Annotated in this window: 5 protein-coding genes; all 5 read right to left on the reverse strand. The window is 62.3% G+C overall.

Annotation, left to right across the window (positions count from 1 at the left end; genetic code table 11):
• Positions 1-22: 22 nt before the first annotated feature.
• From brxL to brxC, 5 genes are read right to left on the reverse strand one after another with little or no spacing between them, the layout of a single operon-like run.
• The gene (gene brxL / locus AC5P5X_RS08480; RefSeq protein WP_323162877.1) at positions 23-2071 is read right to left on the reverse strand and encodes a BREX system Lon protease-like protein BrxL; all 2049 of its coding nucleotides are present in this window, start codon (positions 2069-2071) and stop codon (positions 23-25) included.
• A 3-nt stretch (positions 2072-2074) separates the two neighbouring features.
• Complete coding sequence (gene pglZ / locus AC5P5X_RS08485; RefSeq protein ID WP_323162878.1) at positions 2075-4417, reverse strand: BREX-1 system phosphatase PglZ type B; 2343 nt, start codon at positions 4415-4417, stop codon at positions 2075-2077.
• Entirely contained in the window at positions 4408-6240 is a 1833-nt protein-coding gene (locus tag AC5P5X_RS08490) for a DUF262 domain-containing protein (RefSeq protein WP_323162879.1), read from the reverse strand. The genes pglZ and AC5P5X_RS08490 overlap by 10 nt, the downstream gene beginning before the upstream one ends.
• Positions 6237-9632: an Eco57I restriction-modification methylase domain-containing protein gene (locus AC5P5X_RS08495; RefSeq protein WP_423172700.1), complete on the reverse strand. Its 3396-nt coding sequence runs from the start codon at positions 9630-9632 to the stop codon at positions 6237-6239. Before AC5P5X_RS08495 ends, AC5P5X_RS08490 begins: the two co-directional genes overlap by 4 nt.
• A gap of 16 nt (positions 9633-9648) precedes the next feature.
• Positions 9649-13293: a BREX system P-loop protein BrxC gene (gene brxC / locus AC5P5X_RS08500; protein ID WP_495215957.1), complete on the reverse strand. Its 3645-nt coding sequence runs from the start codon at positions 13291-13293 to the stop codon at positions 9649-9651.
• Positions 13294-13394: the final 101 nt, after the last annotated feature.

Below are 13394 nucleotides of genomic sequence, written 5' to 3' on the forward strand. Positions count from 1 at the left end.
TCTGTTAACCGCTTACCGTGGGTCACTCGGCCATGGCCTTCAACAGCGCGTCGCGGGCGTCGGAGTAGAACTGGATGTCGATCTTGGTCGCCATGTCGTCGGACAAGTCGACCAGCTGGCGCCGACACGCCACCGGCATCAGCAGCGACGTCGCGCCTTTCTCAACGGCGATCTCGGCGATCGTGACCGCGTTGTGAACCGGTTCGATCGAGCCCCCGAGGTTGATCTCGCCAACGATGATCAAGCCGCCGCGCACGCTTCGCTTCAAGAGCGACGTGCACAAGGCCACCAACGAGGCCACGCCGAGCTTTGCGCCGGACTTGGCGGCGTCAAAAGCCCGAAGTTGTACCGTGAACTCGTGCTGTCTGGGGTCCTTGTCGCCAACCAACTGCATGGACCTGGCGTACAGGTTCTGCTCGGCGAAGCCGATGCTCTCGCGGAACGCGGGCGGAATGGGCTTGTTGAGAACTTTCAAGCCCGATCCGGGGCCTTCGTTGACCTCGATGCGGTAGAGGCCGGAGTTCTCCTCCCCGCCGCCGGGGCTGATGGTCCATACCTGTCCTGGCTCCAGCGGGTCGCCGCCGATGCTGTTGTCGCTTTGGAGCTCCGGTGTGGAGACGAACTTCTCGACGCCGTAGGCACCCATGACGTAGCTGAAATGGGTGTTCCGAAACTCGGCGGCACCGACCCGCTTCTGCTGCTCCTTGACGCGGCGCCGGACCTCCATGGCGATTCGAACGGCCCATTCCAGGTCTTCGTCGGGGACCGGTACATCCGCGCTTGGGTACAGCAGCTTCAGCAAGCCGCTGACCGTCTTGTTGACCGCGTTCGTGTCCCGGCCAGACAGGGCGCCGCCAAAGAAGACGCGGTTCTGCAACTCGCTCACCCGGCTCTGGTTCCGAAGCTGGCTCCAGCACTCGGACAGGAAGTCGCTCACCAGCCCGAAGTGATTGGTGACCAGGTCCTTGTTGATCTTGGGCACGTCCCAACCAGGCAAGAACGCATGGATGCGGTCCATGAAGGCGGTGTCGTCACGCATCTCCGGCGGCATGGGCCCAAACAAGTGCCCCACGCGTTGCTGGTGTTCCACATCGACGTCGAAGTTGCCGACCAAGACGATGCTGCCGTCCGCGCGGATGCTCTCCTTGCCGCGGCTGAATTCGCCGGACTCCATGTAGCCCTTCATGATGTTCACGCCGTCCTTCTGGTCGAAGGAAATGCCTGACACCTCGTCGAAGCAGACCACGTCGTACTGACACACCAAGCCCCGGCGGCCCTTGGCTGTGTTCTCCACGAACATCTTGGCCACAGTGGCTTTGCCACCTGAGATGAGGTGGGCGTAAGGCGAAACCTGCTGGAACAGATGGCTCTTGCCCGTGCCGCGCGGACCGAGCTCCACCAGGTTGTAGTTGCGCTCGACGAACGGCACCATTCGCAGCAGCAGCGCGTTCTTCTGCCGTTCGTTCAAACCAGTCGGTTCAATCCCAATGGACCGGAGTAGAAACGACTTCCACTCCTCGCTCGTGAATTCAGCACGTGCCTTGGACAGCGTCTCCAGCACGTCGCGTTTCGATAGCTGAATCTCCCGCAAGGAGGTGATCCCAAACGGACGCCCCTTGGCCTCCTGCGCGATCGCCACGTCGAACGTCACGCCCAGCTCGGCATAGAAGCCACCGGTCAACATGCGTTCGTGTTGGTTGACTAGTTCGCTGCTGATCCGCACATCCGTCAGGCGCAGGCTTGGCAGGCTCGCGACATACTCGCCCTTGTTGTCCACGCGCGCTGTCACGAGGTCGATGATCTTCACCTCGCCGGTCTCCAGAGCCTTGGCCTTGAACAGCTCTTCCTCGCCGGCCCGCACCGTGCGGGACTTGAGCTGGCGTTGAACAATCTCCAGCCCTTCGTCAATCTCTTCCTGATCCGTGCTGGCGCAGTAACGCCCGAGCATGAACTCGACAACGTAGGTGGGGACCGGAAACTGGCGACTGAAGGTGCGGACCAAGTCTTTCCGGACCAGGTAACCGTCCAGTACCGAGGCGGCTTTCTTGTCTATCTGATCCAGTTCAATCATGCGTCATCCTCCGCCGATCACGGTGTTTGCTTCGGCCACCAGCTCGCCGGTCGCACTGAGCAGGACCAGAAACGCCGCACGGCCTTGCAGTTCTTCGTTTTCAACAACCGCCGATGCGGTGCCGTTGTCCTTGAGCGGCTTCACGCTCACGACCACGCTGGAAGCCGGATCGCCCGCCTGGGTGCGAATGTCCAGGGACAGATTCGCGTACTGGCCGTCCACGGCCACCGTGCAGCGCAAACCCTTCCAGGCGATGTCGGTGACCTCGGCCACCTGTTTGGCCGAAGCGCCCCCGCTCCGAGTCACCACCAGATCCAAGGTCAGGCACTCTTGCAGGCTCAACCCGCCGTGGTTGTAGTCAACGGACTTGCCATAGCAGCTCACGCCGTCGGCCAGTGCAAACTGCTGATGGGGGTTCCAGAACCAGGGGTACAAGCGCTCACCGGTGGAAGCGCCGGGCTTGATCGAGGCGCAGCGCCCCCATTTGTTGTCGGTGAGGTCCTTGGACATCTGAATCGTGGGTAACTTGCCTGGCATGAGGAGCCAGCCGTGGTCGGTCACGACCCTAACGCTGGTCCAACCGGCAGTCAGCAAGGCGCCGATACGTTCCACAATTTCTGCGAGAAGTGCGTCGATGTGCTTGGCGAGCTTCCAGCCACGCTCATGCCCCTCGCTGTCGATGTCACCGAATTCGCACCACGCGTTCCCCTGACCATTGCCGCTCTCGGTACGGTCCAGCACCGTCCAGTGGTTGTCGTTCAACAGCTTCCGCAGGTGGTAGCCACCTTTTAAGGTTTGGCCGGTTGCTGCGACGCGAGGTTCGAAGTCATCGCAATCGTCGGAACCGCCGATCAAGTTCCGAACAGGAGAAACTGCCGCCTTCCCAGTAGCCGTCACGCTGGGCAAGGCCGTCCAGTTCATGGCCTCCGCTACCTGGTAGCCGCGTGCCTCCAACGCTGCCGATAGGCGGCGAGCGGTATCAAAGCGCAAGCCGTCAACAAACAGCACGCATTGCCCGCCGACTTTATAAAAGGCTGGCGCTTCTGCTATTCGTCCACCTGGGTATGCGGAACCGTCGACTAGCTTTTGTAGATAGCGTGCAGACTCTTCCAGCCAGGGCAGATAGATTGTCCGTATCGCTACTGTCGCTGCATCCACGTCCGCCGCCCTGTCCACGCACGCTAAGGCAGCCAGCACTGCGTCATCGGCACGCCATCCTTCTGTCGCATACCCTGCTTGCAAGTCGGCGACCGAGCCGGCCACCAGCGCTGTCTTGGTGACCTCCGCCACTACGGCCAGATGCTTGGCGGCTAGCGCCAGGGGCGCCTCACCCATCTCGGCCCACACCAACTCACGACGGGGGGCATGCGCCTTCTCCAACTCCAGCAACCGCTTCCTGGCTTCGTGCGCAGGTAGATCTCTTAGGCCCATCAGATCACGCCGGAGCCTTTGCTCCTGCTCCTCGTTCCATTGCGGCCAGCCGCCAGCAAAATCTGCGGTGACAAAAAGATCGAAGGTGGGCGGCTTGCACTGGCGGATTCGGTTCGGGATATTGGGGTAACGCTTCGGTGCTTCGCTGTACCGCTCCCACACTGAATGCCAGGGTCCCTCGCGCGTCGCCAACTTGCTGGCACCCGCCAGAACGCCATCGGCCTGGGGGTTGAACGCCAGCTGTGACTTGCAGACCTCCACAAAGGCCTTCCACTCGTTGGCGCCGCGCGTCGTCTGGAACGCGTCACCCAGATCCAGCCACTGCAGCAAGTCGCGCACCGGGTCACCGCCGGTCAGCAGGGTGTTGAAGTAGTTCTTGTCCAGCCGCTTGCCCTTCAACCGCTCGAGCTCTTCGTCCAGCAGCCGGTACAGCGCCAGTTGCATGGCGTTCTTGGCGTCGTTGTCCTGGGCCACGTCCAGACCCATGCCCCCCTGGTCGGACTTCAGGAAGGCCATGATGGTCCAGTCCTTGGCATTCGCCTGCGACCAGAGCACGCCCCGGTACTGCAGCTCGGCCAAGGGCTTCAAGAGGTCCGGGCAGTCTTCGATCGCCCGTAGGTCCTGGCGGCTGACGCCAGGCAGGTAGAACACCGGCACGCGGTCGGCTGGCATAGTGACATCGGGCGCCTTGCTCGCAATCACGCAGCGCAGCCAGATGGCCGGCCCAGTGCGGTTCTCGGGCGCGTAGTCCCCCAGCACCAGCAGTTCCGCCAGCTCGCTCTGCAGGCGCGGGATCACTGCCTCCCACTGGCGATCTTTGTCAGGCCACAAGATGCACGATGGCGAGACTTGAACCTCGGGGTTGAAGATCGCCGAGTCACGCAGGGTCTTGACCAAATGTTCGATCACGCGCATGGCTGGCCTTCCGTCAGGGCGAAGAGCCCCATCACCTGGCCCACAAGCTTGGTCGTCCGCGCGTCGATCTGCGCCACGCTCCACGCCTCTGCTGTTGCCAATTCGGCGTTGAGCTTGAGCCCGTTCTTGTAGCCCACCTCACGGCCCTTGCTGTCGCTGCGGTCGCGCTTCTCTTTGAAGCTCTTGTTGCCGAGCGCGCTGTTGAAGCCGGAGATCGTCAGGTTGCCCAGCTTGTGGACATGCGTTTCCTGAATGGCTTTGGCCTTCCTCTCGTCTCCGCCCGCGATCATCGTCACCCAAGACGTGGGAATGTTGTCGCCCTGCGGGAAAATGTGCTCAATGGTCCATACGAAGAGCTTGCCTTCGTACTTCCACAGATCGACCCAGGTCTCTTTGGTCATGCTCTGCTCAGCCAAGGCGCACAGCACAAACCGGGTGACCCCGGCGTTCTCCTCGTAGATGGCGCCTTCCAGCTTGCTGCGGAAAGTCTCGTCGCTGGCCGACACCGCCAGCAGCTCGTCGCGAATCGTCTTTACCACGGCGGATCCTGACAGCCCTGCCACCTTGTCGATGATGGCCATGAACAGCCGCGTCAGGTCGCGGGTCGGAGGCGTGTCGGTGAGGTTTCGTCGAACGAAGAAGCAGACCAGCAGCCGCGCGATCTCTTTCAGCTGGGCCACGTCGATGCCCAGCGCCTCGCGCCGCACCAGCAGGTACAGCATCAGCAGGTAAGACGGAGCGCCCTGAATGCGGTCCAGGTCCTTCAGCGGCTTGTCCAGCGGCGCCCAGGCCTCGTCGGTGTTCCGGGCCAGCATCAGTGCATACAGCTGGCCAGCGGAGCGGATGGCCTGTAGGTGGTGCTTGGCGTCCTGGTTGATCAGTTTTTCGTAGATCTGGATCAGATTAGATTTTGTGGCAACCGGGCCCAGAGGGTCCTTCTTCTTGTCGTCGTCCTTGCGAAACGGGACGTTCAACGAGTCTTTGAACGCGTTATAGTAGTGCCGGAAGAAGCGCTCCTGGACGCTGTAGTCGTCGCCCAGATACCCCAGCAGCTTGTTCCACACGTCGAAGTAATGGTCCACCTTGCCGGGCTCGCTGGTCTCGAGCCGTGCCAGCAGCTTGTTCTTGATCAGGTCGATGGCCGTGAGCGGCATGCCCCGGTTGTTGAGTGACTCGAACAGCGTGTAGGCATCGGCGTGGCTGGCCACCTCGATCTTCACCAGGCAGGCCTGGCTCACCTTGTCGAGGAAGGCCATGATCGACACCAGGCGATCGTTCTCGCCGTCAACCATCTCTTCGATACGAGCCTGGAAGTACCGGAAGGCGCGATAGATCTTCCGGTTGCCGGCGTAGGCTGGCGTATCGAATGAGCTGATTACCCCCACGTCGGACAAGACGGCGCAGTAGTCGTTCTGGTTGTTGTTCTGGATCTGCGGGATGACCCGCAGCTGGTCGTCGCCCTTCTTCAGCACCAACTTGCGTTTGAGGTTGATCAGCTCCACGCGCTGATCGTCGTCGAGGTCCTTCTCGTGCCGCTTCAGCGACTGGTAGAGCGCCGCGAACAGCAGCGACAGCGTGGTCAGCCGCTGCTGGCCGTCCACCACCTCCAGCCGCTGCACCGCCAGGGTGTCGGTGGTCTGATTGATGCAGATGATCGAACCCAGGAAGTACCCGGGGTGGTTCTCTTCGATATCATCGAAGAGCGACTCCCACTGATCCATCTTCCAGGTGTATTCGCGCTGGTAGCGTGGGATCGCGTAGACGACACCTGCTTCGATGTCGAAGAGCTGCGAGACGGGGTAGTTGTTGACCGACTTGATCATTTGGCCTTTTCTCTGGCAGCTCGCTTTTCGGCCAAGCTCAAGTGGTGATCGTTGATCCGGTCGCCCACCTTGCCGCCGTACTTGGGTCCCAAGTCGTACCATGGCGCGGACGGCACGTCGCTGCCGCGGTCCTTGTCCCATTTGATTTTGGGGCGGTCGCGGAGGACGCCGGCGCCCTTCTTGCTGACATCCGGCACGGACAAGAAGGGACGGATGTTCAGACGCACGCCGTCATTGAGGTCCGGGTCCCAGCCGATGGGCTGTTGGTCCAACGGCTTCCAGCGCACAAAAATGTCGTGAGGCTGCTCACCTTTCAGGATCAGCTCCAGGCGCTTCTTGAGCGTTTCGGCGGCAGCCAACTTCTCTTGAGCACCGTCTACCCCTGCAGCCAGATTCCGGGTCTGACGGCTGATCCAGTCTCCAAGATAGGTGTAGATCAGCGCCTCCAAGGTCTTGGTATCGAGGCGGTGGTAGTTCACCAGCGCGGCAAAGCCGTCGCGCAGGCCGTCCCAGATGTGCCAGATGAAGGGGCGCTGGTGGAACAGCTCGCAGTGCTGGGCGAAGAACTTTTCGCGCAGCCAGCTCTCCAGCGACTTGCCGGCGTGGCCGGCCGTGGCCAGCAACCGGGCTAACACGTCGTTGTTCCAGGCCGGGCCGTAGGCGGCGGCGAGCAGGTTTAGCAGGCGATCGGCGGCGGGCTTTTCCCGGCCCACCGGCGGCAGGCAGACGATGCCGTCGCGATCGGCATGCGCGGCCAGCGCTTCACAGCGCTTGACCCATGCGCGCTGCTCGTCGGCCAGTTCCATCTCGGCATCGGTTTCCGCCGGCCAGCGGTAGCCGAGCAGGCGGGCGACGGCGATCTGCAGCACGTTGGCATCCGCGCGCAGCGGGCCACCGGCGGTGCGCTTCGCGTCCTCGTCCCAGACCACCGAGCCGCAGGGATGGCCGTGGAAGATCCATTGGATAGGATCGTCGGAATAGGGCTGCGGCAGGCCGTGGGGATAGCACTCGGCGGCGATCTGCTCCCAGCGCTCAAGATCGAACGGCACCTTGACCAGCGTGGCGTTGGTGACCTTCAACGCTTGGTCGATTTGGCGAACGGCTTCGTTGTAGTCGGACGAGGAGCAGAAGCACCAGATAGCGGGGAGGTGGGCTTCCTTGCTAGGGACGATAACCGCAACGTTCTGGTGGAATCGCTCCTTCGCATACACATAGGGGTACAACTGCCCCATGCGATGAACGGCGACGCCAGCTCTACCAAGCGCCTTTAATCCCTTTGTTGGATACGCCGTCGGCAATGACAACAAAAGTCCCTTACCCTGTTCCCAGCGAACAAGCCACGAACTGCCGGCGTCCGGCTTAAACTCATCGGGAGTGCTTTGCATCAACTCCCAAACAGCACGATCAACCTGCGGTTGCTCCCAGAAGCCACAAACGAACATTGGATCATCGCTGGTTTGGAGACCGACAAGGCCCTCTGCATATCGACTCAGCAAAGGCAGGTCATCATTCTCGCCGAACGCGATACGTGCATCCGGGTTACGGAGCTGAGCATGCTGACTTACTTCCACCAGCTCACCTTCGCGCAGCAACGCCGCCTTCTTCTGCACCACGTTCGGAGCACTGACATCCACTCCACGAAGCTGAAAACCGTGTGATGGTGTGACGCGGGTCTGGGTTAGTAACTGAACATTGAAATCCCACATTGGGGTTTGGAACCCCTTGGCCCCCAACAGAGCAATGAGGTTGAACTGCACCCGCTTGAGCAGCGACTCGCGCTGCTTCTTGTAGCTGTTCAGGAACAACCAGTTCTGCGGCATCACGATCTGCGCCACGCCGCCATCCCCACACAGTTCCAGACAACGCTCCAGGAACACATTGGCCAGGTCGTTCTTCGCCGCCGCGTAATGGGCTTCGCAATAGTCCTTCAGCGCCTCACTCTGCTTGCCGCGCGCCAGATACGGCACATTGGTAATTACCAACTGATAACGCGCTTCCAGCAGCCGCGCGGCATCCAGCAGGCCCAGCGCACTGAGCGCCGATTCGCGCCGCCCACCGGCCTCCTCACCACTGCTCTCCTGCTTCAGCGCCGCCAACAGCAGCGGTTCCAGTTGCGCATAGTCGGCGCTATACAAGTCACCCTTCTGGCGGCTTGGCGAGAGCAGGCTACCCAGCAGCGGCGCCTGCGCAAACTGCTGATGCAGCCGAGCCAGACCTTCGCGCAAGGCATTGGCATTCGCGGCATCGTCCGGCACCAGTGCCTGCCAGTCCTCGGCCTTGCCGGCCACCTTCAATCCGCAACAGGCAATATGCGGGCTGGGAATCTCGCGCACGCCCAGCGGCTGACCGCTCTCGTCCGGATAGCGCCAGGCTTCCAGCGCCACAGCGAACACCGCGATCTCCACGCAGCGGGCATCCAGCTCCAGGCCGTGAAGGTTCTGCGCCAGCGTGCGGTCCACCGCCTCGCGCACGCTTAGGCCTTCGGCGGCCATGCGCATCGGCACCAGCATCAAAAACGCGGCGACGAGGAAGTGGCCCGAGCCGCAGCACGGATCCAGCAGCTTGAAGTCGGCCAGTGAATCGGGCCAGCCGTCGAAACTGCCGGCAGCAGGCGTGCCGTCTTCTAGGGTGCGGAAGTAGTCCAGTTTCACCGGACATGGCTTGCCCGGGTGCCGGGTAGCCCACCAGGCCCCGAGCGAGTTGTGCAGCAAGAAAGCCACCATGTACGGCTCGGTGAAGAGCTGCGTGACGGCGGGCAACTCGTCGGCACCAATCTTCACTTCCGACTTGTTGATGCGCTCCTTGTTGTTGGCCTGCCAAAACTGGTAAACCCAACCTAGGCTGTCGCTGGCTTTAAAGATTGCATCCGGCAAGTCCTTAAGCAGCCGTTCGAGTTCGCCCTGGTGCTCGGGCGCAAAGGTCAGCTCGAACACTGGCGAGCCAGGCGTGAATACCTGCGGCAGCATGCGGGCGGCCAACTTGCTGGCCAACTCCCAGCCGCTCTTGGCGCCTTCGTCCGGGGCCAGCTCATCGCACTCTTCGATGGTGACAGCCACGCCGTCGTACATCAGCAGGTTGTTGTCAGCCAGGAAGCGCGCGAACAGCATGCGGTGCCAGTGCTGGTAGGCCACCTCTTGCACCAGGCGCTGCACCTCCTGCTTGCCATAGGTCGGGTTGGGGCTCTTGGAATCACGGGCGTCTCCGAGCTGTTTGCCGTGGGTGCGCAGGCGGTTGCGCAGCGCCTTCTCAGCGTCGCTCAGAAAGGCTTCGGGCTTGTCGTGGCCAACGCCCAGTTGCTCTACCGCCGCATGCGCAGCAGTCTCAGCGACTGTGCGGGCCGCTTTGACGGTCTTCTCCAGCGCGCCGCGCAGGTCTTTGTCGAGTGCTTGCATCATGGGAAATCAGGCCTCAGTGAAGGATGACCGGGCCTTTTTTCAGGGCCTGTGCGATGGTCTGCTTTGCATCCTGCAGCCAGGCCTCGATGTCTTCGTCGGTCTTGATGGTGCGGTGGGGCAGCTTGACGAACTGCGCCTTGGGCTCCATCAACTCCGCGGCAGCCACTAGCACGGCGTCGAAGCGCGAGTCGATGGCGGCCACGCGGTCGGCGAACGACCCCAACGAGAGCCGCTCGACCGTGGCCAGCACTTCGTCGGTGTTGGCCACCTGCACCTTGGGTGCATCGGTGAGGGTGAGCTTCTGGGCGGCCAGCAGGCTGTTGCGCTGCTCGGGCTCCAGCTGCTTCCAGTTGGTGTCGGCCTCCAGGCGCGCCATGCCGTTTTTGTGGCGGGTCTGGTAGTCGGCGTGCAGCCGGTTCAGTTCGTCGCGCAGCAACTGCGTCAGACTGGCCACCAGGGGCGTGACGGGATCGGGCTCCTCCAGCAACTGGCGCTGCTGTTCTAGGTGTGTGACCTGCGCCACCAAGACCTCGGTGCCCGACAGCCCATTGGCCTGGGCCAGCAGGCGCTTGAGCGTGTTCCAAGCGGGCATGCGCTTGTCGATGCGCTCGGCCAGATCCGTCCAGGCGTCGATGGCGGCGCTGAGTTCATCGCGCTGGTTGTACAGGGCCAGCAGCTGCTCGTTACCGGCGGTCAGGCGGATTTCTTCCAGTGTGGTGGTCGCAGGGCGTGCCGGGCGCGGAGCGTCGCCCCCGGCGCGGTTGGCCAGTTCCTGCGCACTGACCAGGAACTGCGGCACGTGGGCCAGCTCTTCTCCCTGCTTGGCGGTGAGGCCGACCTTTTGCAGCACCTTGCGGATCTGGATGCGCTGCGCCGCTGACACCGTGGCCGACTCGACCTTGAACATGGTCTTGCCGATGACCTTGCGCTCCAGGTCCTTCGGGTCGATGGTCTGGCCCTTGTCGTCCTGGGCACGGATCAGCCCGGCCACCAGCAGCACCTGCAGGCCACCGTCCACCGCGTCGCCAGGCCATCCGTAGTTGGCGCCTTCGAAGTTCTTGCGGATGTCGATGCCCTTCTTGCCGCCAGCAATGAAGGCCAGGATGGCTTTACAGACGGGGTTCTTGGCTGGCTCACCGTCGTCGCCCACGCTCTTGAGGGCATCCGGCGCTCCCTTCTGTGCCTTCTCGTAGACTTTGGGCCAACCTGCGTGGTCGGCGATGTGGAACTGCGGGTAGAGCCGCTGCAGCGCGTTGGTGGCGGCTTCCAGTGTCATGTCTTGAAGGTCGTTGCCCAGGATCTCGTTGCCGCCACCTTGGAAGACACGGGCACCCGAGAAGGCCTCTTGCAGCAGTTCGCGGATCTTGCCTTCAGCAGTTTGCTTGGTGGTCTCCATAGCCGAGCGCGCCTCGGTGCCCTCGGCGGTGTTGGGCACGCCGCGCTTGTCCAGCGTGGCGCTGGCGGCCTTGAAGTCGATCAGGTAATGGCGCAGGTCATCGGCCGAGCGTTTGGGAATGAACACGAACACGGTGGGCGATTGGTTGCCCGCCTGGCGAGCGTCGGCACGGACCGAGTTCTCGTCGATGCTCCAACCGTCGCGTACCCAGACGCAGATCTTCTCCGCAGCGTCGCTCGGCAACTGCGCGTCGAACACCGGGAAGATGTCGCGTGTGACCTTGGACGTGCCTTGGGTCAGCGACAGCTTGCGCACCATCTCGCCGAACTTCTTGCGGATGCGGTCGTCCCGCTCTGCATCCACCCGGTGGGCTTCGTTGGCCAGGTTGTTGCGCTGACTCAGGAACTCGTCGTTCCAGGCGGCGCTCTCCTCGGTCTGGATGCGGTATTCGTCACCCACCTTCATCAGCAGCTCGCACTTGTCCAGCACGCTCGGAAGCCTGCTGCGCAGCGCGCTGGAGCCATGGGTGAGGTCTTCCACCAACAGGTCGGCCAGGGTGTCGACGGTGGCGCGAATGCCGATCTCGCTGTTGCTGCTGGCGAGCTTGTTGATGAGAAACACCAGGCCGCAGGACCGAGCCATCAGGCGCTGGTCGTTGGTGCCCTTGGCCCAGACCATGGTCTTCTCATGCACCTTGCGCGGCAGGATGCGCGACTGCAGCAGCTTGTCAGCTGCGTCGAAGTAGAGGTAGTCGGCGGGCACGACGCTGCCGACCGTCGCGTCCAGGTTGGTCTGGATGACCTTGTGGATCATCGAAAGCTGGTTGCGCAACTGGCTGTCGGTGCCGGTCTGGTCCAGCACGCGCAGGGTGCTCTCCCAGAAGCGGCGGCGCACCGGCAGGATGGGGTAATCCTGCGGGAAGAAAGGAGTGTCGTCGCCGCGATGCCCGATGGTGGTGCCGGCCAGATGACGGGAGATCTCGCCGAGGTTGGTCTGCATCACCTTTTCGACCGGTTCCTTGGCTTCGGGCTTCTTCGCCAGGATGACCTTGCGGATTACCGCGTCCACATCGGCATCCGACAACTCGACGCGCACGGTAAAGCGGCCTTCGAGCTTCTTGAGGTTGGAGGTGCCGGTGACAGCGGTTTGGCCGGTGCCGATGAACAGCATCTTGGCGCCGATGTTTTTGCAGCAGGCCTCGACCACTTCCTGCACGTCGATGGAGCGCTGGCTGTCTTCGCCGATGTACTGCTGCACCTCGTCGAGCACCACCAGGGTGAGAGGGAACTTGCCGTCGCGGGTCAGCGCCTGGCGAATGGCCTTGAGCATGTCGCCGCTGGAGACGTCCTGCACATAGGGGTACAGGTTGTTCAGCGTCTCGACGCAGGACGCTGGCGACGTGAACAGGTTGGGCTTGGCCTTGACCAGGGCCTCATGCAGGCCCTCGGCAACGTAGAAGTTGTCGAGCTCTTCGTTCCAGTCGAAACCGCTCTTCTCAACGTGCACCCGCACGGCGTCGTAGATGCCTTCATGCTGGAGCCACATGACAAAGCGCGCCACCGGGTACTGCTCCGGCAGACCGACGGACTTGAAGAGGATGCCCAGCAGGGCCATGCGCACGGACTTGTCGCGCGAGCTGGAGCCCAGCGTGCCAGACGCTGCATGCAGACCGCCGTGGCGCTTCGCCTGGGTGCTGAGTTCCTTGAGCTGGTCGCTCACGCCTTGTGGCAGGTTCGCGATACCCCGCGCGGTGGCGCCGTCGTCAAATTCGCTGTCGACCCAGAGTGCACGCAGCATCTTGACCAGGTGCGACTTGCCTGAGCCGTAGAAGCCGCTGACCCACACAGCAGGCTGCTCGGCCTGCTCGATGTTCTTCAGATAGACGTCGAGGATGTGCTCCAGACCCTTTTCGTACTGGCCATCGCAGACGAAGGTTTCGAGCTCGTACCGTAAGACGGACAGGGCCTGATTGGTTTTCTCGTCGTTGACACTGGCCACGCCCTCATTGACCAGCTTTCGGGTCGACGGGTCCTTTTGATAGATGTCGCGGTTGAGCATGTGCTTCCCCCTGTTCAGATTTCTTTGTCTGCCGTGATCGGTACGGCGAGGTAGTTCCAGCCGTCGTACCCATCCAGCAAGCGGTAATTGTTGTCCTCGTAGCTGCCGGGGAAGAAAACCAGCAGGCGGCCCTTCACCTTGGGGGCGAATTTGTCCACGACTTCCTTTGGACCGGCCAGCCTTTCGTAGACATCCGGTTGCCATAATTGATGGCAATGACCGAGGTGTTTATGGGCAACAGCAAGCAGTACACGGATGAGTTCCGGGCAGAGGCGGTGAAGCAGGTGATCGAGCGTGGCTTCACG

The sequence above is a fragment of the Stenotrophomonas sp. YJH_SMC_91 genome, assembly GCF_059368495.1.

Bases quoted from the DNA above. Each gene is read 5' to 3' on its own strand.
- brxL (WP_323162877.1), bottom strand. From the start codon at position 2,071: ATGATTGAACTGGATCAGATAGACAAGAAAGCCGCCTCGGTACTGGAC.
- brxC (WP_495215957.1), bottom strand. From the start codon at position 13,293: ATGGCAACCGGATGTCTACGAAAGGCTGGCCGGTCCAAAGGAAGTCGT.
- pglZ (WP_323162878.1), bottom strand. From the start codon at position 4,417: ATGCGCGTGATCGAACATTTGGTCAAGACCCTGCGTGACTCGGCGATC.
- AC5P5X_RS08495 (WP_423172700.1), bottom strand. From the start codon at position 9,632: ATGCAAGCACTCGACAAAGACCTGCGCGGCGCGCTGGAGAAGACCGTC.
- AC5P5X_RS08490 (WP_323162879.1), bottom strand. From the start codon at position 6,240: ATGATCAAGTCGGTCAACAACTACCCCGTCTCGCAGCTCTTCGACATC.